The following is a 21,216-nucleotide window of genomic DNA, read 5'->3' as shown; positions in this document are numbered from 1 at the left end:
TCAGTAAGTTAGGAGGTGTAATCGTGAGTATATATCAATCTGAGTCAGACAATAGTTCAACTTCGCAACTGAATTTAGAGACTGATGTTCTAGTCATAGGCGGTGGCCCAGCAGCAACTTGGGCGGCTTGGAATGCTGCTGCTCAAGGGGTAAGAGTGGTACTCGTAGATAAAGGCTACTGCGGTACGAGTGGAGCAACAGCACCTTCTGGGACTGGTGTTTGGTATGTTCCACCTGACCCACAACAACGGGAAGCAGCAATGGCGAGCCGGGAAGCTTTAGGAGGTTTCCTCTCAGAGCGTCCTTGGATGGAACGTGTATTAGATCAGACTTATACAAACCTGAATAAACTGTCAGATTGGGGCTATCCTTTTCCCGTAGATGATGAAGGGCGTCCCCATCGGCGATCGCTACAACAAGCTCATGATTATATGCGCTTGATGCGGAAAAAGATTACTAGAGCAGGAGTGAAAATACTTGACCACAGTCCAGCTTTAGAATTGCTGGTAGACACAGAAGGTGTCGTAGCAGGTGCTAAAGGTATTTGTCGCCAAACGGGCGATCGCTGGACAGTCAAAGCTGGAGCCGTAGTAATTGCTACTGGTGGTTGTGCCTTCCTCAGTAAAGCTTTAGGTTGTAACGTTCTCACAGGCGATGGTTACTTAATGGCAGCTGAAGCAGGTGCAGAAATGTCAGGAATGGAATTCTCCAATGCTTACGCCCTATCGCCAGCTTTTTCTTCCGTTACCAAAGGCGCTTACTACCGTTGGGCAACCTTTTATTACCAAGATGGTACAGAGATTGAAGGGGCAGGTTCTCAAAAAGGGCGATCGATCATTGCCCGTACCCTGCTTAACCAACCTGTTTACGCTTGCCTAGACAAAGCAACTCCCGAAATTCAGGCGATGTTGCGGACTGTCCAACACAACTTCTTATTACCCTTTGACCGTATGGGTATCGACCCCTTCACCCAACATTTCCCCGTGACTCTGCGTCTAGAGGGAACAGTACGCGGTACAGGCGGCATTCGGATTACCGATTATACCTGTGCTAGCACTGTACCCGGACTCTATGCTGCTGGTGATGCCGCAACACGAGAATTGATTTGTGGTGGCTTTACCGGTGGTGGTAGTCATAACGCCGCCTGGGCAACCTCTTCAGGATATTGGGCAGGTGAAGCAGCAGCCAACTACGCCCGCCAGCTGGGAACTCAAGCCAATCAACGCACCGTCCGCGGACTTGGAGAAGCTGGAGTGTCTGCCAATAACGCCAGCAGTAGCAGCTTTGCTCCCTCAGAAGTGATTCGAGCAGTCCAAGCAGAAGTATTCCCCTACGATCGCAATCTATTCCGTACAGAGCAAGGATTAACAGAATCTCTTGGTCGCCTAAATCACCTCTGGAAAGAAATTCGCAATAGTCAAGGAGTGTCAGAAGATCAAGCTGTTCAAGCTAGAGAAGCCACTGCAATGGTAGCAACAGCCAGGTGGATGTACTCTAGCGCCCTAGAACGCAAAGAAAGTCGCGGTATGCACAAACACTTAGACTATCCTGAACAAGATCCAAATCAATACCACCGATTACTAAGTGGTGGTTTAGATCGAGTGTGGGTAAAGCCTCAAAAACTAGAAACTACTGCTAAAGAGAGGGAGTTAGTAGCACTGTGATTGAACTAGTTAGTGAATCTCGATGTATTAAATGCAATATCTGCGTTTCGGCTTGTCCCACCAACGTCTTTGACAAAGTGCCAGACGGGCCACCAAGAATTGCTCGTAAAAGCGACTGCCAAACCTGCTTTATGTGCGAACTGTATTGTCCAGTAGACGCATTGTTCGTTGCTCCACAGGCAGATGAGTCTGTGCAAGTTGATGAAGAAACTCTCATAAAAGCAGGATTGTTAGGCGGATACCGAGAAACCCTTGGTTGGAATCCCGGAGGCACTCCAGCAGGTGTCAGAGAACAGTCAGCCAAAATATTTATGGGTCGTAACAATTTGCCTAGCGACCCCCAAGGCAGAATTCTTCCTTGGAGCAACTCGTCTAATTCCCAGTCGAATTAAGGCATTGGGCATAGCTTGTCTCATTTAAAACTCACACACAGGAAAAAACCATGACTGCAATTCTCACACGTCCAGCTTGGACAATTGAGTTTGAAACTGAAACTATTGATAGACTAATTGATAAGCACGCTCCGCATATTCCGAAAAAGCGGTTGCATGAACAAAGAGCGATCGCTACAAAAGAAGAAATAGATAATTTCTACCCCTTCCGCGTTGGTGGAGCAGCTCACGATCTATTTATTGTGCAAGTTGTCGCCAACATCATCGATAAAATTCCCGACCCGGAATTGCAACTATTTTTAAGTCGGCAACTTGGAGATGATGGCGCACACGCTGAAAATACCCGTCGGCGTATAGAAGTATTATTTGGCCACGACCCCATAGACGATATTCAAAAACAAGTACAAAAGCATTGGGACTATTTGGGAGATTTGCCCATACGTGATTGGTTAGGTTGGTTAGCCTGGGAACTACATTATGAACATCATATTGTTGCCCCTGGCGTATTAAATCGGCGGCTGTCACGGCTGTACGATCCAGTCTCATCAAGCTTTGCTACAGAGAGAATCATTCCCGACGAAACATACCACCGTGCAGGAGTCGCGCAGTGGTGGCACCGTAAATTTGACAAAGCCTCACCAACTGAAAAAGCTGATTTAGCCGCACAGGTGATAGAAGCAGACGAAGAAGTTCAACGTCGCCGCAATCCCTACCTCAAGGAGCATGGACAGATTACCCGTCGTGCCCTCGGCGTAGAAGTCGAAGGAGGAGATGTAATTTACGACACTTGGCGACAAGAGGTATTATCTTACTTCTTCGATATTCCTGTTTCTAAACTACCAAAACTCGTGAGTATTAACGATTAAACAAGGGACTGGGAGAGAAGCAAGGGAGCAGGGAGCAGGGAGAAAGGGAGAAGAGTTTTCCCCTCTGCCCCACGCACCCGGCCCCTGTGCCTCTTTTCAATGCCCAATCCCCATTACTCTTTATCCCCAGAGGGGGCCCCACCTTCCCCAATCCCCAATTCCCATTCCCCAAAAAAATATGACAGCAATCCTCACACGTCCAGCTTGGACAACTGAATTAGAAGTTGAAATTTTCAACAAACTGATTGACAAGCACGCTCCTCATCTTCCCAAAACCCGTCAGCAAGATCCCAGACCACCAGTAACACCAGAAGAAAAAGAGAATTTCTACCAATATCGTGTTGCTGGTGCAGCCCATGATTTATTCATTGTCCAAGTTTGTGCCAAAGTAATAGACCAAATTCCCGACCCAGAATTACAGCTGTTTTTAAGCCGACAACTTGGAGATGACGGCGCACACGCCCAAAATACTCGTCTCAGAGCGCAAGCTATATCTGGATATGACCCTATAAATGATATCCAAAAGCAGGTACAAAAGCATTGGGATTATCAAGGAGATTTACCCATTCGTAACTGGCAAGGTTTCTTATCTTTTGAATTACACTACGAACTCCATATCGTATCTCTGCTCTTGCTCAACAGCCGGATTAGCAAAATCAATGACCCAGAATCAGCAAAGTTTGCTGCTGAGAGAATCTTGCCAGATGAAGCAGTTCACCGTCTAGGAGTTGTGGATTGGTGGCAGCGTAAATTTGATAAAGCCTCGCCATCTGAGAAAGAGGATTTAGTCGCACAAGTCCTAGAAGCAGATGAAGAAGGTCAACGCCGCCGCAGTACCTATCTTAAAGATCATTGGCAGCTAGCTAACCGCGCTATTGGTATTGAAGTTGATGATTTGCCAGTCATTTATGATGCCTGGCGCCGGGAAGTACTCTCTTACTTCTTGGATATTCCCATCTCCAAACTGCCCAAACTTGTGAGTGTTAACGATTAGGGACTGGGAAAGAAGCAAGGGAGCAGGGAGCAGGGAGAAGAGTTTTCCCCTCCGCACCCCGCCCCTCTGCCTCTTTTCAATTCCCAATGCCCCATGCCCAATTTCCAAAAAGAAACTTTATGACTGCAACTCTAACTCGGACTTGGAATGTAGAGTTTGAACAAGAAACTCTAGAAAAATTGATTAGCAAGCACGCGCCTCACGTTCCCCTGACTCGTGAACACGCTAGCCGTCCCCCAGAAACAGAAGAAGAAAAAGCAGGTTTTTATCAGTACTGGGCTGCAACAGGTGGACACGACTTGTCTATTGTGCAAGCTGCTAGTAAGGCAATTTTGTTGATTCCTGACCCTGATTTGCATTTAATTTTAAGCAGACAAATTGGTGATGATGGGGCCCATGCGATCGCCTTTCGGGAACGAATTATTGCCCTCACCGGACGCGATCCCATTGACGATATCCGCAAGGAAGCTGAACGCCATTGGGAGTTTTTAGGAGATGTACCCTATCGCAATTGGCTAGGTTTTGTTGCCTGGGAACTGCACTATGAGCATTACATCTTGCCCCAAGTTTGGTTCAATAAACTGACATCGACAATTGGAGACGAGGAATTAGCTCAGAAGAGTAAAGAGCATTTCAATGATGATGAAGCGGTTCATCGGATTACGATCGCTAATTGGTGGCGCAAAAAGTTTGAGCAAGCCTCGCCGACTGAAAAATCGGAAATCGCCGCACAGTTACTAGAACTCGATGAAGAAATTCAGCAACGCCGCGCTCCTTATATTAAACAGCGCTGGCAAGATGCTGAAAATTTCAATGGTGCTAATACTAAAGGCATCGAGCCAGTATACGATGCTTGGCGTAAAGAGGTAATTTCTTACCTACTTGATATTCCTAATCCTCAACTCACTTCTATTAGTCAATAAGCAAATAGAAGGAATCGTTAAGAGGGAAGCGCAAAACTTTTGTTGCTGGAAGGGGAGTCGCCCGCCAGGGAATAAATTCCCTGGCTAATAGCTTAAGTCTACTGAAGTAGACTGGAGATTTTTGGCGATATTTAGTCATTTGAAGATGACTTTAGCTATGAGCCGGGAATTCAATTCCCGGCGGACGCTCGATTTCGCGTTAAGTTGACACCAATGGGCACTGCCGTGCCCCTACGGGTTTACTCACGAGATCGGGAAACGCTATATACTCTTTTAATTATTATTTTTTAGGAGCATAACTATTCCGATAATAGTTATGAATTTTGCTGTTAACCAATAAGGAAAAGAAGATTTAAAACTTAATATTCTTTATAAAAATATTTTTTATATTATCAAATTTAGTTATCACGAACACTACGCCGTTAGGCAGATTAATTGTATTATCACTCAGCTAAATAATTGCATTCAAACTTTTCCTGAAGTTTAAATTTATTATTTCAGAAAAAATATTCATAGATAGGTTTTCAACATAGTGATTTTCTCTAATTTGAGGCTCGTGCTTCTTAATTATTTATAACAAATTATTCCCTTGTTTGGATGCCAATCAAATTTTTATGTAACGCCAAGGAGGAAGGATGTTAAATCGACTTGTGAATCAGTTTTTAGCTTGGATAAATCAGAGAAGCTTATTGAAGTTTACGAAACAACCTGGCATACAAGCTTTTGCTCTACTATTTGTAATTGGTTTGGGCTTGAGCATTGCGATCGCATCTTGCACCCCGAATAATGCCGCTAACTCTGTAACGGCACCGAAACAAGAACCCCAAAAAAGTCAGCTAACAGTGCTGAAAATGGGGCATCAAAAAGGGGTAGCACTACTAAATATTCTCAAAGCACAAGGAACCCTAGAGCAACGTTTAAAACCTCAGGGTATTTCTGTCACCTGGAATGAATTTTCTTCTACAGCACCCCTACTTGATGGGATGGGTGCAGGTGCAATAGTCTTTGGTGCTGGTGGTGGTACAGGAAGCGTTTTTGCTCAAGCAGGTGATAAACCATTTGTGCGCGTAGCTGCATCACTCAGTAGTGGTACAAAGGGTTCACCAATTTTAGTCAAGGAAAATTCACCTATCAAAACCGTTGCCGATCTCAAAGGTAAAAAAGTTGCTTTTGCTAAAGGCTCCGGTCAGCATTACATCATAGTACGGGCTTTAGAAAAAGTAGGTTTAACATATAACGACATTAAACCTATTTTTCTCACACCAGCAGAAGCTTTACCTGCATTTGAACGTGGTGATATCGATGCGTGGTTAATTTGGGACCCATATACCGCTCAAGCCGAGCAAAAAATTCGCACTCGTTCAATTGCAGACAATGGCACTATCTTTGGTGACAAAGCCGCAATCGAAAGTCCAGGTTTTTATTACGCTTCTCAAGACTTTGTACGCGACCATCCTGACCTTTTAAAAATTATTTTGCAAGAGGTAGAAAAGGCGGCTCAGTGGTCTAACAAGAACACTAATGATTCTGCCAAACTGCTTTCTAAGGTGTACAAGATTGATTTGGCAACAATGCAAACTGTTGAGAAACGTGGTGGAACTAGACAAGTAGTACCTGTGAATGACGAATCACTCTCAGGGTTACAACGTATGGCGGATGCGTTCTATAAGCTAAAAGTTATTCCCAAAAAAATTGATGTCAAAGATAAAAATTTCAACTGGATTCCTGACCATAAGTGGTAAATCTACTACCATTTTTGATTTGGGATTTTAGATTTTCGATTGGGAATTACATTGGTGTGAATTCATCTGTCGCAATTATTTTTCAAATTGGTATAACCTGTTTACCTGAATAAAGCAAGCAACAAAGGATTAATTATGTTCACTCGATTGATGAATCAGTTTTTAGTTTGGATAAATCAGAGGAGGTTGTTAAAGCTTGTTCAGCAACCTGGAATGCGATCGTTGGTGCTACTATTTGTAATTGGTTTGGGCTTGAGTTTTGCGATCGCATCCTGTACCCCAAATAATGCGGCTAATTCTGCCAGTCCACAGAAACAGGAACCACAGAAGAATCAGCTAACAGTGCTGAAAATGGGGCATCAAAAAGGGATGTCTCTACTAAATATTATCAAAGCCCAAGGTGCGCTAGAAAAACGCTTACAACCTCAAGGGATTTCTGTTAGCTGGAATGAATTTTCCTCTACTGCGCCTTTACTTGAAGGGATGGGAGTAGGCGCGATCGTTTTTGGTGGTGGTGGTGGTACCGGAAGTGTATTTGCTCAAGCGGCTGATAAACAATTTGTGCGGGTGGCTGCGAGTACAAGTAGCCCCAGAAGTTCAGCCATCCTAGTGCTAGAAAATTCACCGATCAAAACTCTTGCCGATCTCAAAGGCAAAAAAGTTGCTTTTGCTAAAGGAGCGAGTTCGCAATATATGATTGTCCGCGCTTTAGAGAAAGTGGGTTTGAAATACAGTGACATTCAACCTGTTTTTCTGACACCAGCAGAAGCTTTACCCGCTTTTCAACGTGGCGATTTTGATGCCTGGGTAATTTGGGACCCTTACACTGCTGAAACTGAGCGCAAACTTCGGACTCGTCTATTAGCAGACAACACTACAGTATTTGGTGACAAAGCTATTGTAGAAAGCCCAGGTTTCTACTTTGCCTCTCCAGATTTTGTACGCGATCATCCAGACATTCTCAAGGTTGTTTTGCAAGAGTTAGAGAAGGCTGGTGTTTGGGCTAAAAATAACAACAAAGATTCTGCCAAACTGCTTTCAAAGCTCTATAAAGTTGATTTACAGACAATGGAAATCGTCGAGGGACGTGGTGGAACTAGACAGGTTCTACCTGTAGACAATGAAGTTCTGACGGGCTTACAAAATATGGCAGATACATTCTACGAATTAAAAGTTATTCCCAAGAAAATTGATGTCAAAGATAAAAATTTCAACTGGTCTTCTGACCAAAAATGGTAAAGCAAAAATGAATTCAGGAGTCAGAATCAATATTCTCGCGGACTCCCTAACTCTGAGGTTTCCAGAATCTCATTCTGAATTATGACTACTGACTCCTGAATTCTTCTTTATTAATTGACAAAAAAAAGAGGCGATCGCATGAAAATTCCTTTGATCAAAATTAACCGCCGCTTCTTTTTAATCGCGGTTACATCATTTGCAGCATCCACAGTCTTTACTAGCTGTAGCTCACCCAATTCTGCTTCTAATCCCGCACCAAACCCGGCAGCAACACCAGCAGCTAATACTGTCACTACGGCAACGAAAGAGAAAGTCAAAATTGGAGTTACACCAGTACCCGCAGGAGAAATTTTAGAATTTGTCAAAAAGAATTTAGCACCAGAGGCAGGACTAGATATTGAGATTGTTACTTTCAATGATTTTGTCCAAAATAACTCAGCGCTTAGGGATGGACAAATCGATGCTAATTATTTTCAGCACGTCCCCTTTATGGAAGACTATGGCAAGCATAACAATATCAAAATGGTTGCTTTTAATCCTCCAATTCACTTAAATCCAGTCGGAGTTTATTCCAAGCGCCATAAATCTTTAGCTGAAGTTCCGCAAAATGGACTTGTCACTATTCCTGATGATGCTAGCAACGCTAACCGAGCTTTGAGAGTCCTAGAAAGCGCTAAATTAATCAAGCTAAAAGACAATCTTAAAGGAGTAGCAAGTGTCAAAGATATTGTTGAAAATCCCAAAAAACTCACAATCAAAGAAATACCAGGAGCCCAGGCAATTCCCTCACTACCTGATGTGGATTTAGCAGCAATAACAGGCAACTGGGTTGTCCAAGCAGGGATGCGAACTGATAAAGATGCCTTAGCGTTAGAATCTGCTCGAAACCCAATTTATGCAGTTACTCTGACTACGTTACAAGGAAAACAAAACGACCCCAGAATTCAAAAAGTCTATAAATTACTCCGTGATCAAAAAGTTAAGGATTTTATTAAAGAGAAATACAAAGGTGCTGTGCTAGCAATTCCCTAATGATGTGAGTTTTTAAATGAAATTTTGGAGTTCAAAAGGCAAGTTAATCTTTTGAACTCCTGTAACACTATCCAAAGGCGATCGCATGAAAAATCCTTTAATCAAAATTAACCGCCGCTTATTTGTAATAACAGCTATATCATTTACAGCATCAACATTATTTGCTAGCTGTAGTTCACCCAATTCTGCCTCTAATACCGCAGTCAATACATCAGCAAAAACAACTGCTAATACAGTTGCAACTACACAAGAAGAGAAAATAAAAGTTGGAGTTTCACCTGTCCCAGCCGGAGAGATTTTAGAGTTTGTCAAAAAGAATTTAGCACCGGCAGCAGGACTAAACATCGAAATTGTTACCTTTAGTGATAGCGTGCAAGACAACTTCGCACTGAGGGATAAACAAATAGATGCTAATTACTTTCAACACGTTCCTTTTATGGAGGACTTTGGCAAGCAACACAATATCCAAATGGTAGCCTTAAACCCTCCAATTCATTTGAATCCAGTTGGCATTTATTCCAAACGGCATAAATCTTTAGCTGAGGTTCCTAAAAATGGGTTAGTGATTATTCCTGGCGATATCAACAATGCTCATCGCGCGTTGAAGGTACTAGAAGAAGCTAAGTTAATCAAGCTGAAAAATAATCCTGGGGTTTTAGTAAGTATTAAAGATATTGTCGAGAATCCCAAAAATTTGCAAATCAAAGAAGTTATATCTGGTCAGTTGTTACCCTATCTTCCTGATGTTGATTTAGGCGTGATGACAGGTGCAACAGTTCTAGCAGGAGGAATGCGAACAGATAAAGATGCTTTGGCATTGGAATCAGCTAAAAACCCACTCTATGCAGTTACTCTTACTACTTTGCAGGGGCAAGAAAATGACCCCAGAATTCAGAAACTTTACAAATTGCTCCGGGATCAAAAAGTCAAGGATTTTATTAAAGAAAAGTATCAAGGCGCAGTGATTCCTATGCCTTAGCAAAAAAAATCAATTCAAGTTTATTTACTTTATCAAACAAGACATAATATCCTTTTTTTGGAGTAATTATTAAAATGATTACATTTACTGATGTACGCAAAGTTTATTACCAAGGAAATCAAGAGATAGTAGCACTGGATGGCGTCAGCTTTGAGGTAAAACCAGGTGAGATTTTTGGGGTTTTAGGACAGAGTGGTGCAGGTAAAAGCACCTTAATTCGTTGTGTTAATCAATTAGAAAAGCCTACATCGGGTTACGTCACAGTCGATGGACAGGAAATTACCAAACTCTCCGGTATCAAGTTGCGCCAAAGTCGTCAGCGAATTGGAATGATTTTTCAGCACTTCAACTTACTCAGTTGCAGAACTGTGGCGGAAAATATTGCTTTTCCTTTGGAAGTGATTGGTTACAGCAAACTGAAGCAACGGGCAAAAGTTGAAGAATTAATCTCACTAGTTGGTTTGGCAGGTAAAGCTAATGCTTATCCAGCAAAACTTTCGGGCGGTCAAAAGCAAAGGGTTGGTATTGCTAGGGCGCTAGCTGGTGAACCAAAAGTATTGCTTTCTGATGAAGCGACTTCAGCACTTGATCCTCAAACGACGCGATCGATTTTGGAACTATTGCGCGATCTCAACAAGCGTATGGGGCTAACAATTTTGCTGATTACCCATGAAATGGGTGTAGTTAAGCAAATCTGCGACAGTGTAGCCGTACTCAATGCTGGCAAGGTTGTAGAACAGGGGCGAGTCAGTGATTTAATTGCCAAGCCAGAATCACTTCTCGCCCAAGAAGTTTTCCCGCGTCGCAATGGACATTTAGCACGTCCTGGCGCAGTGCTAGCAACGATCGCCTTTGCCGGAGAACAAGCTAAACAACCAATCTTCGCCACTTTAGCACGTCGTTTTGATGTTGATATCAATATCCTCAGCGGTAGCGTCGAAACTGTAGGCGATCGCCGCGTTGGTCAATTTCACATCGAACTAGAGGGAGCAAAGATCACGCAAGCCTTGAAATATCTACACGAATCAGAGTTTGAAGTAGAAGTCCATTAGAGTGCTGAGTTAGGAGTTAGGAGTTATTATTCCCCTCCCAGTCCCAAATCCCCAATCCCCAATCAAACTATGAATGCAATTGATACTACTTTACTTAAAACACGTGCCACGGCGGCTAGTCCAGCAGATTATCCTGATAGCCCGTTGTCGCAAGCTTTACGACAGCCCGTTTTGCTCGGATTATTCTTACCTATTCATCATGGTGGTTGGAGTTCGTCAGCCTTACCGCGCACTACCGACTGGTCATTTGACTATAATGCCAAGCTGACCCAAAAGGCTGAGGAACTCGGTTTTGACCTCGTTTTTGGCTATTCTACCTGGCAGCCTAAAGGTGGACAAGGCCCGACACGGACGGAAGCGGGTTTAGATGCCTTCATCACCACTGCATCCCTTGCCAGTATTACCTCACGCATCTTGCTAATCTCGACAATTCACATCCTCTACGGGCCGTGGCATCCGATCCATCTTGCCAAATTTGGCGCAACCCTTGACCACATTTCCAAAGGTCGATGGGGTATCAATGTCGTCACCGGACACCGGGCTTATGAACACGAACTATTCGGCTGGAGCCAGATCGAACACGATCGCCGCTACGAACTCGCTGATGAATTTGTCTCCATTCTCGAAAGACTCTGGTCTGAAACCGAAAACTTTTCTTATCAGAGTCAGGCTTCTTGGCAGTTTAAGGATGCTTATATTAGCCCGCGATCGCTTTATGGTCGGCCGATTTTGGTCAACGCCACTGGCTCTGATGCAGGTATCAATTTTGCAGGTCGCCACTCTGATATCGTGTTCATCACTAGCCCAGGTGGTGGCGACATCGAAAGCGCCCTATCCTCGCTACCCGCTCACACTGCCCGTGTCAAACAGTCGGCGATCGACAATGGCCGACAAGTACGCACTCTCCTAAATCCGCTGATTGTCGTCCGCGAAACTGAACGAGAGGCGGAAGAATATGCTCAAGCGATCATCGACCACGCCGATCGCGAATCGATCGCTGGACGTTCTCGCTTCACCAGCGATGCACATGCCTGGAAGGGGCATCAAAAGGGCAATCTGCGGCATGGTGTCGGTAGTGCGATCGGCGGTAACATCCAACTGATCGGCTCCCCTGAGCAGATTACCGAGCAACTTTTGCAACTAAAAGAAGCTGGCGTTGATGGCTTCCAACTCGCCTTCTACGATTTTGAACCCGATCTCGATTTCTTCGGCAAGCGCGTTCTCCCACTACTAAAACAGGCAGGATTGCGACTCTGACGGTTTATACCCCCTGCCCCCTGCTCCCTGCCCCCTTCAATTAGAAGTTCCTAGAGGCCTACATCCATAAGCCCCTACCCTTGTTTTTTATCTTCATCTATGCAAATCTTATAGTCAATACAACGCTAACTCTATTGATTTATCGTAGTATGCAATCGCCGCGTTAGTCAATTTCACATCCAACTAGAAGGATCAAAAGTAACCCAAGCCTTGAAATATTTACCCAAATCAGAGTTTGAAGTGGAGGTTTATTGATGCAAGGGCAAGAATTGCTGCAAAGTTTATGGCTGGCTACTGGTGAAACCTTTTACATGGTGAGTATATCAGCGGTAGTAGCGATACTTTTAGGTTTGCCTTTGGGCTTAATCTTGGTGATGACAGCCCCAGGGAACCTGCTAAATTTTCCACAAGTACATAAAGTGTTGGGTACGATCGTCAATACCGGGCGATCGTTTCCCTTTATTATTTTGCTAGTCGTCTTGACACCAGTAACGCGATTGATCGTCGGTACTTCCATCGGTAGTACAGCCGCGCTAGTTCCCCTAACCCTCGCCGCCATCCCATTTTTCGGACGCATCGCTGAAACCAGCGTTCTGGAAGTTGATAAAGGACTAATAGAAGCCGCCCAAGCAATGGGGTGTAATCATTGGCAAATCGTTCTTAAAGTATTGATTCCAGAGGCTTTCCCATCGCTGCTGTTGGGTATGACAATTCTCGTTGTGAGTCTACTGAACTCTTCCGCAATGGCTGGGGCCGTTGGTGGTGGCGGCTTAGGTAATTTGGCAATTCAATACGGCTACCAACGATTTGATGTTGGTGTGATGATTTCCACCATTGTGGTTCTGATTGCCCTAGTGCAAATCGTACAGTTTTTAGGCGATTTACTGGCGCAGCGAACAAGAAAACGATAAATCGCCATTTTGCCAGGATTCGTAAACTTTTCAATCTTCTCTCTGCGTCTTCTGCATCTTGTAGAGAAAGCGGTTAGTTCACATCCGATCTTGAATCACCAAGAATATTGCTCATGAACATACAACATCCAAAAATTAACCGCCGATTTTTTATCACAGCTTTAAGCTCATTTACTGCTTCCATACTCTTTGCTAGCTGTAGCCAACAACAAGCTCAAGTAACTTCAAATACAGCCCAAGCAACCGCACAAAAAGAAGTCATTCAAGTTGGGGTGACGGGAATTATATCTGAAGATATTTTGAAGTTTGTAAATACTAAGCTAGCACCTCAAGAAGGATTAGAAGTAAAAGTTGTTACTTTTAATGACTGGATACAACCAAATACGGCTTTAAGAGACAAAGTAATTGATGCCAATTTTTTCCAACATCGACCTTTCATGAATAATGCAGTCAAGGAACTCAAAATCAATTTAGTTCCATTAAATCTAGTTTCTTTAAGCACACTCGGTCTTTTCTCAAAAAACCTTAAATCTGTGAATGAGGTTCCTCAAAATGCTACTGTCACAATTGCCAATGATGTGATTAATAATGACCGAGGATTGAGGTTACTGGCAAGCAACGGCTTAATAAAACTTAAGGAAAATACCAAAGAATTTGTAACTCAAAGAGACATAGCTGAGAATCCGAAAAAATTACGAATCAAGGAAGTAGAAGGAGTTCAGGTAGTTCGAGCTATTAATGATGTAGACTTCATTGTTTCTTCGGCTCAAACCGTTGCTCTAGCAGGAATAACACCGCAATCTATGGGACAGGAGACAGCTAAAAATAAAAAATATGCTTTGGCATTAGTTACATTACAGGGTCGAGAAAATGAGCCAAAAATTCAGAAGCTAAATAAGTTACTTAACGATCCACAAGTTAGAGATTTTATTAACAAGCAGTATCAGGGGCGAATAGTACCTGTATTTTAAAGATGGTGAAAGAATGAAGAAGAATTCAGAAGTCAGGAGCGGAGCCGGATATGTTACGCGTAGCTTGCTTCTCTGTAAGGGTACGCCGACTCGCTACCAGTCGGGGATACCCTGCGGGAAGTAAGCTAACCAAATTCGCAATTTGGTGTGAGTGCAAAAACGCCGATTATTCATTCTGAATTCTGTTCGATGAAAAATGACAAATTTTTTACTTCATCTTTCCGAAATTAGGAATTACGAAACTTAAACTTGAGCATTACTGGAGAGTAAAATCATGTTTTTTGGACAAATTGAAAAAGAATTACTTTGTGGAGAAATTTGGTCAATTTGGCAATCAACGAAATTACCAGATCATCTACAGTTATTAGCGGATCAAGAACTAGGAAAACGCGACATTTGGGAATTACAGACCCTAAAGCCTGAGAAAAAGCCTAATCATCTAAATCTTGATGATGAATCTAGTGATTCAACAAGTATTTAAGCTACTATTCAATATTTTGGTGCATCATAATGAGTTCTAAAGAGCATACTGCTCTAACCACTGATAGTAATTCGCTGACGCAGCGGAGTACTGTTTTAGCTTTAGCGATCACTTGTGGTTTAGCAGTGGCCAATGTCTATTACAATCAGCCGCTATTAGCTGATATGGGACGTAGCTTAAATATCTCTGTCCAACAAGTAGGATTTATTCCCACTCTTACCCAAACTGGCTATGCAGTCGGACTGCTGCTATTAGTTCCTTTGGGCGATCGCATGGAACGCCGCTGGTTAATTGTCACTATGCTAGGTTTGCTGGCTGGTATCTTAGTCGTGGAAGCTACAGCACCTAATATCGCTTGGCTTTCTGTATCAAGTTTCGTACTTGGTTTCTGTAGCATAGTAGCACATCTAGTTATTCCACTAGTCGCCCAACTAACACACCCTTCAGAGCGGGGTAAAGTTATTGGAACCCTACTTAGTGGTATGATCCTCAGCGTTCTTCTTGCCCGTTCAGTCAGTGGGATAATTGGGGAATATCTGGGTTGGCGAGCCGTATATGGCATCTCAGCAGGTGTAATGCTTATCTTAGCTTTTGTGATCCAAGGGCGGATACCTGTGAGTAAGCCTTCATCTACTCTGTCATACCAGCAACTAATGCAGAGTCTTGTGCAACTAGTTCGTGAGCAGCCTGTATTACGTGAAGCGGCACTGAATGTTGCACTAGTATTTGCAGCCTTTAATGCTGCGTGGGTAACTCTAGTTTTTCTACTAGAATCTCCCGCGTATAATTACGACAGTCGAGTTGCAGGTTTATTTGGCTTAGTTGGCTTAATTGGCGTTTTTACCACCCCAATTGTTGGACGAGTAGCAGACAAGCGGGGCCCCAGAATGTTAATTGGCGTAGCTGTTGTGCTATCTCTATCAGCTTTTGTCATCCTTTGGATAGCTGGTGGAACTCATTTGCTCGGTCTTATATTAGGGGTGCTTATTCTGGACTTGGGAATGCACACTGGTTATGTTTCAAATCAAATCCGCGTCTACAACTTAGTTCCAAATGCTGAGAGCCGTTTGAATACGGTATACATGGTGACAAACTACACTGGCGGCGCACTCGGCTCTTTTCTTGGCACTTATGTCTGGGGATTGTGGCAATGGAACGGCGTTTGCGCCTTGGGATTATTTTTGTTGACTGTGGCGTTTATCGCTCATTTCAGTGTACGTAAGAGAAAATCTACAGCAATTTAACTGGTTGTGGAGACTGGGGATTGGGGACTAGGGATTGGGTACTGGGAAATTATTTCAAAACTTGGGAGGGGTCAAAATCGAATGGGACTAAGAAAAGCCGAAAGGCTTGTGTCACCTTGTTCCCAGTCTGAAGACTGGGAATGTACTCTCAGAGGCTCTGCCTCTGGTCAAGCCATTAGTGCCATTCGAGTCAAAGTCCCTTACATAATTCTTACGAGTAAAATCCCAGCGCCCAATCCCTAATCCCCAATCCCCAGTCCCCAATCCCTTTTACCTAGCAAGAGAAGGAATCAATATCAATGGCACATCTGTTTGAACCATTCAAAATTCGTGAAGTTACCTTTCGCAACCGCATCGCCGTTTCACCGATGTGTCAATATTCCAGTACAAATGGATATGCTAACGATTGGCACTTTATTCATCTAGCCTCTCGCGCAGTTGGCGGTGCTGGGATAGTGATCACAGAAGCGGCAGCTGTGGAGCCGCGCGGACGCATTAGCCCGCAAGATTTGGGAATTTGGTCAGATTCCCATATAGAAAGTTTAGCTAAGACTGTGGCATTAATTCATAACTTTGGCGCTGTTGCGGGTATTCAACTTGCTCACGCAGGTAGAAAGGCCAGCACTGCCAAACCGAGTAAGGGAGGAAAAGCACTAGATGAATCTCAGGAAGGTTGGCGGCCCTTAATTTCGAGTAGTGCGATCGCTTTTAGCCAAGATAGCCCAGTTCCAGAAGCCCTCAGCCTTGAGGGAATTCAAGAAGTTATTGATGCCTTCGCCCAAGCCGCTAAACGTTCTCTACAAGCTGGTTTCAAACTAGTGGAAATCCATGCCGCCCACGGTTATCTACTGCACCAATTTCTCTCACCCCTTTCTAACCAGCGTCAAGATGATTATGGTGGTAGCTTTGAAAACCGGACTCGTCTCCTCAGAGAAGTAGTTCAAGCAGTCCGAGAAGTTTGGCCCCAAACACATCCACTCTGGGTACGCATCTCCGCCACCGATTGGGTAGACAATGGCTGGGACATTGAGCAAAGTATCGCTTTAAGCGACAAACTCAAATCTCTAGGAGTCGATCTCATCGATACTTCCTCAGGCGGTACTATACCAGGCGTTCATATACCAATTAAACCTGGTTATCAGACTGAGTTTGCCGAACGCATCCGCCGCGAAGCTAATATTCATACAGGAGCCGTGGGCTTAATTACATCCCCTGAACAAGCTGACGAAATTATTCGTACAGAAGTAGCTGATATAGTGCTGTTAGGACGTGAACTCCTCCGCAATCCTTACTGGCCACATCTGGCAGCCAAACAGCTAGGACACGATAAACTCTGGCCTGTTCAATATGATCGCGCTTGGCTATAATTTCACCCATACAAAATTCTTACAAGAGAAGGCAGAGGGCAAGATAGCGCAGCATTAGCGAGTCCGCGAGCGTCGGCAGGAGGAAAGAATGAAAACTTTGCTTCAATCTCACGTTTTTAAACGTGAGTTCCTTCTGCCTTATGAATTTTCACGTCATCTGAAAAACTCTTCTCTCTCTGTTCTCTGTAGTTAAATAAATTACTTTTAAACCGCAGAGACACGGAGAGGGCTGAGAAAAACAAGAGATTTTAAGCTGTTCCACATTTAAATTGCATAAGCTGGGCGCTCATGTTGCCCACCCTACAAGATTGGGTAATTTATTTCTTGGAAGTACCTAACTCTGCAATGGCTAGTACCGCAAGGCGGAAGTCAAAAGTCAAAAGAATCGTATTCCAAGCTCTTGCGCCATTTGAAATAGTATGTTTATTCCCGCCATGCTGTTACAACATACTTACATATTCGACCAGACATGATATGATACATACTCTAGTCGTACTATCGGCATTTTTTTATTCTAATAGTAAGTATACAAACTTTCTGTTTTGCGAACATTAAGTCTTGCTAATACTCATTTAGGGCTGGTAATATGCAGGTTTGCTAAAACTTCATCATAAAAATTAATAGAGACGTTGCCTTGCAATGTCTCTATTAGTGTCCTTGTCTGTGCAAATTATCTTATCGAAATAAAGGAAAAAGCATGAACAGAGTGAACGCAAAACGATGCTACGTAAATACAGCGAAGTAAGATGAAAACTTTTAGGCTATGGTAGTCTGTCTGATTAATTTTGAGGGATTACAAAAGTTTCTAGCTAAGTACAGCCCGCCACAAAAAGAGTATGGAATTTAATCATTCGTAAGTTGGGTGGTAGCAAGATACCCGCAGGGGTACGCAGTGAAACCCAACATCAACCGTCAATTTTTCCGAACCAATTTTACGGTGACGTGTACTTAGTAAGCGGCTTTAACCCTTGAAATTGAGCGATTTATCGCTGAATACAAACTACTAACTCAGATTTTCAACTGAAGTCTCTTCTGACAAAATAGGGCTGCAAGAACTTTTAATCAGGGAAAGAATCATGATACCAAGTAATAGAGAAAACTTCCAAAAAGAAAAGCTCAAGTTTGTTTCTTTTGAACTTCCACCTGCGCTTAAGTCGGTAAACTTTTCTTGTTTTGTTATTGGCGAAAGTTTATCTTTTTTTGGGTCTTGGATGACTCAAATTGCTTTAGTATGGCTAGTTTATCAACTAACTAATTCGGCTGTATTAGTTGGTGTAGCTGGGTTTACAAATCAAGCGATGGGCTTAGTTATTACTCCTTTAGTAGGAGTTTTGTTAGACCGTTGGAACTTACGATATGTCTTATTAACTACTCAACTAGTATCTATTTTGCTATCTTCTACCCTAACGTTTCTAACTCTTAGTGGTAACATTAACGTTGTATGGATTATTCTCATTGGTACGCTTCAGGGAACGGTAAAAGCTTTTGATTTACCAGCACGTCAGGTAATTATTCCCAGACTTTTGGATAAAAAATCAGATACTTATAGTGCATTGGCTTCCCATTCATTCTTGATTAACACAGCAAAGTTTGTTAGTCCGATGATTGGGGGTTTAGTGATTGCTAGGTCTGGTGCAGCTTCCTGTTTTCTCGTAGATAGTATTAGTTATCTACCCTTTGTATCTGCAATCTTAACTGTCAAAGTAAACCCAGTTATACATAATGCATCTAATCACAAGTCCCAAATTTGGAACAACCTCAAAGAAGGGTTTGTTTATGCATACAAATTCTTGCCAATTAAATACTTATTAATATTGCAAATTATTGTCTGCTTTATGGGGATGACCTACGTCAATTTAGTACCAATTTTTGCTCAAGAGGTTTTGAAAGGTAACGCAGAAACTATGGGTTATCTGATGACAGCTTCGGCACTTGGTTCTATAATTTCAGGTGTTTATCTCATTTCCAGAAAAAATATCATGGGATTAGGAACAATCATCGCAAGTTCTACAGCCATTTTAGGTTTAGGTTTGATAATTTTTTCCCGCTCAACTAATTTAAATACTTGTCTAATATTCATGTTTATCATCGGTATGAATAATAGTCTCACCTTGGCTTCAATTAGTAACTTTATGCAATCAATTCTGCTTGAAGAAGATAAAAGAGGTAGAGTAACTAGTATCTTTACAACTGGTTTTTTAGGAATACTGCCTTTTGGTAATTTATTTTTTGGAGCATTGGCAGGTTACTTTGGTGTTAGCAACGCTTTAATGTTTGGTGGTATCTGTTGTATTTTAGGAGCATATTTCTTTAGTAGACAACTCCCAAAAATAGGAAAAATAGTAGATCCAATTTACGCTCAGTTGGGGTTACTTCCACAGTCAAATAAAGGCTAAGTACAGCCCACCCAAAAAAGAGTATGGAATTGAATCATTCGTAGGTTGGGTGGTAGCAAGATCCCCGTAGGAGTACATAGTGAAAACCAACATCAACCCTCGATATTTCCGAACCTCTTTTAGGTGACGTGTACTAAGTACAGCATTTCATTAATTCATAGCGAATTAACTTTGGCAAAACTCTGCGTACCTCTGCGTTTAAAAAAGTTATGAACTTATGCAAAGTTGTACTAAGTTCGTTGTGATTAGATGTTTTGTAGAGACAATCGCCTAATTCTATCAACTGTTTAATTACGTTTCATACCCCATTTTTGCACTGTGTTGATTTCAATTAATTGAAAAAGATAATTGACAGCTAAACCCAAAATTGCAATTACCACTAATCCGGCAAATACGCGATCGGTTTGTAGGAAGTAGCGACTATTATTAATCTGCCATCCCAAACCGCTGGTAGCACCTCCTGAACCAAATATTAATTCAGCGGCAATTACGGTACGCCAACCAAAAGCCCAAGCAGTTCTTAAGCCTGTTAAGATGTGAGGTAATGCAGCAGGGAGCATAATTTCTCGAATCAGTTTAAAACCATCTAGACCAAGGTTTTTCCCCACCATAAGAACCGTTGGGTTGATAGTACTAAGTCCCATTTCTGTATTCAGGGCAATTGGCCAAGTTGTCGCATGGGCAGTAACTATGATAATAGAAACAGAAGTGAACCCAAACCAAATCATCACTAGGGGTAAAATAGCGATCGCAGGTAAGGGATTCAGCATCGAACTCATCACAATTAGCAAATCTTGACCAAAACGAGAAACTTTGGCGAAAGCTGCTAAAGCCGTACCCACAATCACACCCAAAACCATACCGATACATAACACAGACAAAGTACTGAGTGTTGCTTGCAGCAGTTTTTGACTCAATAAGTCGTGCCACAGTGCTTCTAAAACTGCTATCGGGCCAGGAATCAGTAAGGCGGGAACTTGGGCAATCCATACATACAATTGCCAAAAAATCAATAAGCTACAAAAAATTACTCCGCGCCTGAAAGTACTACTAGCTTTGAGATCGGCATATAACTTCTCAAATTTATTAGAATTTGCTGTTGTTCGACTCACCAATTTCATACTCTAAAAGCCAATACAGTTCAGTTAAACTTCTCTTCCTTATACAAAGCTTTATCAAATTAGTATTAATCCAATTAATAAAATTCACGTTCTAAATCTCTTGAGTATCATGATTATTTTTTACCTTGTTTAAAAGATTTATGTTATTTGTTAATTTAAACGAAAGTATCACACAGCGAGCAGCAAAAAACAAGGTATTTGCAAGTTAGACCCCACGGAAGGTTCGGCCAGAACGAACGAATGAAAACTTCTTCCCCCACTCCTCATCTTGTTCTGCCGTAACTCCTCTAGGACTTTCAGGCTCTTGGCAAGTTTATTGTAAAAACCTCTTGATTTTGATCGCCGTTTGTGAGAAAGTCTGATTTAACATCAAAATACGGTAAACCGATAGACTTACAGATATTTGCAGTCTGACTGGAAGAAAGTGCAGCTCATATAGCGACTCTTGAATCTTGGCAACAAGCTATCGGACTGATTCAGACTACGGAAGTGTAATAACCATGCGATAAGAGCTTGAGTATTAGCATTAAATACTTACATAATTGTCGGGAAAACAATCTCCAATGCAAGTTACTTGCTAGTAGA

General features: G+C 42.6%; 19 protein-coding genes. 17 read left to right on the top strand and 2 right to left on the bottom strand.

Annotated features, from left to right (window positions below):
• Positions 1-23 precede the first annotated feature (23 nt).
• The 8 genes from HWQ39_RS19500 (at position 24) to HWQ39_RS19465 (ending at position 8,852) form a co-directional block, all read left to right on the top strand.
• Positions 24-1,664, top strand: coding sequence for an FAD-binding protein (locus tag HWQ39_RS19500; protein ID WP_292848580.1), 1,641 nt, complete (start codon positions 24-26; stop codon positions 1,662-1,664).
• Positions 1,661-2,056, top strand: a complete 396-nt coding sequence (locus HWQ39_RS19495) for a ferredoxin family protein (RefSeq protein WP_292848577.1) — start codon at positions 1,661-1,663, stop codon at positions 2,054-2,056. Before HWQ39_RS19500 ends, HWQ39_RS19495 begins: the two co-directional genes overlap by 4 nt.
• A gap of 50 nt (positions 2,057-2,106) precedes the next feature.
• Entirely contained in the window at positions 2,107-2,922 is an 816-nt protein-coding gene (locus HWQ39_RS19490) for a hypothetical protein (RefSeq protein ID WP_292848574.1), read from the top strand.
• A gap of 178 nt (positions 2,923-3,100) precedes the next feature.
• The gene (locus tag HWQ39_RS19485; protein WP_292848572.1) at positions 3,101-3,916 is read left to right on the top strand and encodes a hypothetical protein; all 816 of its coding nucleotides are present in this window, start codon (positions 3,101-3,103) and stop codon (positions 3,914-3,916) included.
• Positions 3,917-4,035: 119 nt separating this feature from the next.
• On the top strand, positions 4,036-4,839 hold the full coding sequence (locus tag HWQ39_RS19480; RefSeq protein ID WP_292848569.1) for a hypothetical protein: 804 nt from the start codon (positions 4,036-4,038) through the stop codon (positions 4,837-4,839).
• Positions 4,840-5,474: 635 nt separating this feature from the next.
• Positions 5,475-6,581 carry an aliphatic sulfonate ABC transporter substrate-binding protein gene (locus HWQ39_RS19475; protein ID WP_292848567.1) on the top strand — a complete coding sequence of 369 codons (1,107 nt, stop codon included), beginning with the start codon at positions 5,475-5,477 and terminating at the stop codon, positions 6,579-6,581.
• Between the two features lie 135 nt (positions 6,582-6,716).
• Positions 6,717-7,820 (top strand): aliphatic sulfonate ABC transporter substrate-binding protein, encoded by a 1,104-nt coding sequence (locus tag HWQ39_RS19470; protein ID WP_292848564.1) that lies wholly within the window; start codon positions 6,717-6,719, stop codon positions 7,818-7,820.
• A gap of 138 nt (positions 7,821-7,958) precedes the next feature.
• Positions 7,959-8,852 carry a MetQ/NlpA family ABC transporter substrate-binding protein gene (locus HWQ39_RS19465; RefSeq protein WP_292848561.1) on the top strand — a complete coding sequence of 298 codons (894 nt, stop codon included), beginning with the start codon at positions 7,959-7,961 and terminating at the stop codon, positions 8,850-8,852.
• Positions 8,853-8,864: 12 nt separating this feature from the next.
• Here the strand turns inward: HWQ39_RS19465 and HWQ39_RS19460 are convergent, their stop codons facing one another.
• Complete coding sequence (locus HWQ39_RS19460; protein WP_292848792.1) at positions 8,865-9,197, bottom strand: hypothetical protein; 333 nt, start codon at positions 9,195-9,197, stop codon at positions 8,865-8,867.
• On the opposite strand from HWQ39_RS19460, the gene HWQ39_RS19455 reads away from it, so the two are divergent.
• The 9 genes from HWQ39_RS19455 to HWQ39_RS19415 all read left to right on the top strand — a co-directional run bounded on the left by HWQ39_RS19455 (position 9,112) and on the right by HWQ39_RS19415 (position 19,510).
• A complete protein-coding gene (locus HWQ39_RS19455; protein ID WP_292848786.1) occupies positions 9,112-9,831 on the top strand; it encodes a MetQ/NlpA family ABC transporter substrate-binding protein in 720 nt (239 codons plus the stop codon). The genes HWQ39_RS19460 and HWQ39_RS19455 overlap by 86 nt on opposite strands.
• Before the next feature lie 74 nt (positions 9,832-9,905).
• Positions 9,906-10,883, top strand: a complete 978-nt coding sequence (locus HWQ39_RS19450; RefSeq protein ID WP_292848558.1) for an ATP-binding cassette domain-containing protein — start codon at positions 9,906-9,908, stop codon at positions 10,881-10,883.
• Between the two features lie 69 nt (positions 10,884-10,952).
• Positions 10,953-12,140 (top strand): LLM class flavin-dependent oxidoreductase, encoded by a 1,188-nt coding sequence (locus HWQ39_RS19445; RefSeq protein ID WP_292848555.1) that lies wholly within the window; start codon positions 10,953-10,955, stop codon positions 12,138-12,140.
• Between the two features lie 254 nt (positions 12,141-12,394).
• Positions 12,395-13,051, top strand: a complete 657-nt coding sequence (locus HWQ39_RS19440) for a methionine ABC transporter permease (RefSeq protein WP_292848552.1) — start codon at positions 12,395-12,397, stop codon at positions 13,049-13,051.
• A 113-nt stretch (positions 13,052-13,164) separates the two neighbouring features.
• Positions 13,165-14,022, top strand: coding sequence for a MetQ/NlpA family ABC transporter substrate-binding protein (locus tag HWQ39_RS19435; protein WP_292848549.1), 858 nt, complete (start codon positions 13,165-13,167; stop codon positions 14,020-14,022).
• A 274-nt stretch (positions 14,023-14,296) separates the two neighbouring features.
• Positions 14,297-14,503 carry a hypothetical protein gene (locus tag HWQ39_RS19430; RefSeq protein ID WP_292848546.1) on the top strand — a complete coding sequence of 69 codons (207 nt, stop codon included), beginning with the start codon at positions 14,297-14,299 and terminating at the stop codon, positions 14,501-14,503.
• A 29-nt stretch (positions 14,504-14,532) separates the two neighbouring features.
• Positions 14,533-15,747, top strand: a complete 1,215-nt coding sequence (locus HWQ39_RS19425; RefSeq protein WP_292848543.1) for an MFS transporter — start codon at positions 14,533-14,535, stop codon at positions 15,745-15,747.
• Between the two features lie 299 nt (positions 15,748-16,046).
• Positions 16,047-17,114, top strand: coding sequence for an NADPH dehydrogenase NamA (gene namA / locus HWQ39_RS19420; protein ID WP_292848540.1), 1,068 nt, complete (start codon positions 16,047-16,049; stop codon positions 17,112-17,114).
• Positions 17,115-18,190: 1,076 nt separating this feature from the next.
• Positions 18,191-19,510, top strand: a complete 1,320-nt coding sequence (locus tag HWQ39_RS19415; protein WP_292848538.1) for an MFS transporter — start codon at positions 18,191-18,193, stop codon at positions 19,508-19,510.
• A gap of 287 nt (positions 19,511-19,797) precedes the next feature.
• Here HWQ39_RS19415 and HWQ39_RS19410 read toward each other — a convergent pair whose 3' ends face one another.
• Positions 19,798-20,622 (bottom strand): ABC transporter permease, encoded by an 825-nt coding sequence (locus tag HWQ39_RS19410; RefSeq protein WP_292848535.1) that lies wholly within the window; start codon positions 20,620-20,622, stop codon positions 19,798-19,800.
• Between the last annotated feature and the right edge of the window lie 594 nt (positions 20,623-21,216).

It is taken from the genome of Nostoc sp. NMS8 (assembly GCF_017115045.1).
Classification (GTDB): domain Bacteria; phylum Cyanobacteriota; class Cyanobacteriia; order Cyanobacteriales; family Nostocaceae; genus Nostoc.
The sequence above is the reverse complement of the archived record's forward strand: the minus strand, read 5'-3'. Positions and strand labels throughout refer to the sequence as shown.

Bases quoted from the DNA above. Each gene is read 5' to 3' on its own strand.
- HWQ39_RS19465 (WP_292848561.1), top strand. From the start codon at position 7,959: ATGAAAATTCCTTTGATCAAAATTAACCGCCGCTTCTTTTTAATCGCG.
- namA (WP_292848540.1), top strand. From the start codon at position 16,047: ATGGCACATCTGTTTGAACCATTCAAAATTCGTGAAGTTACCTTTCGC.
- HWQ39_RS19490 (WP_292848574.1), top strand. From the start codon at position 2,107: ATGACTGCAATTCTCACACGTCCAGCTTGGACAATTGAGTTTGAAACT.
- HWQ39_RS19435 (WP_292848549.1), top strand. From the start codon at position 13,165: ATGAACATACAACATCCAAAAATTAACCGCCGATTTTTTATCACAGCT.
- HWQ39_RS19485 (WP_292848572.1), top strand. From the start codon at position 3,101: ATGACAGCAATCCTCACACGTCCAGCTTGGACAACTGAATTAGAAGTT.
- HWQ39_RS19480 (WP_292848569.1), top strand. From the start codon at position 4,036: ATGACTGCAACTCTAACTCGGACTTGGAATGTAGAGTTTGAACAAGAA.
- HWQ39_RS19475 (WP_292848567.1), top strand. From the start codon at position 5,475: ATGTTAAATCGACTTGTGAATCAGTTTTTAGCTTGGATAAATCAGAGA.
- HWQ39_RS19470 (WP_292848564.1), top strand. From the start codon at position 6,717: ATGTTCACTCGATTGATGAATCAGTTTTTAGTTTGGATAAATCAGAGG.
- HWQ39_RS19440 (WP_292848552.1), top strand. From the start codon at position 12,395: ATGCAAGGGCAAGAATTGCTGCAAAGTTTATGGCTGGCTACTGGTGAA.
- HWQ39_RS19450 (WP_292848558.1), top strand. From the start codon at position 9,906: ATGATTACATTTACTGATGTACGCAAAGTTTATTACCAAGGAAATCAA.
- HWQ39_RS19415 (WP_292848538.1), top strand. From the start codon at position 18,191: ATGATACCAAGTAATAGAGAAAACTTCCAAAAAGAAAAGCTCAAGTTT.
- HWQ39_RS19430 (WP_292848546.1), top strand. From the start codon at position 14,297: ATGTTTTTTGGACAAATTGAAAAAGAATTACTTTGTGGAGAAATTTGG.
- HWQ39_RS19445 (WP_292848555.1), top strand. From the start codon at position 10,953: ATGAATGCAATTGATACTACTTTACTTAAAACACGTGCCACGGCGGCT.
- HWQ39_RS19425 (WP_292848543.1), top strand. From the start codon at position 14,533: ATGAGTTCTAAAGAGCATACTGCTCTAACCACTGATAGTAATTCGCTG.
- HWQ39_RS19460 (WP_292848792.1), bottom strand. From the start codon at position 9,197: ATGTTTAGTCCTGCTGCCGGTGCTAAATTCTTTTTGACAAACTCTAAA.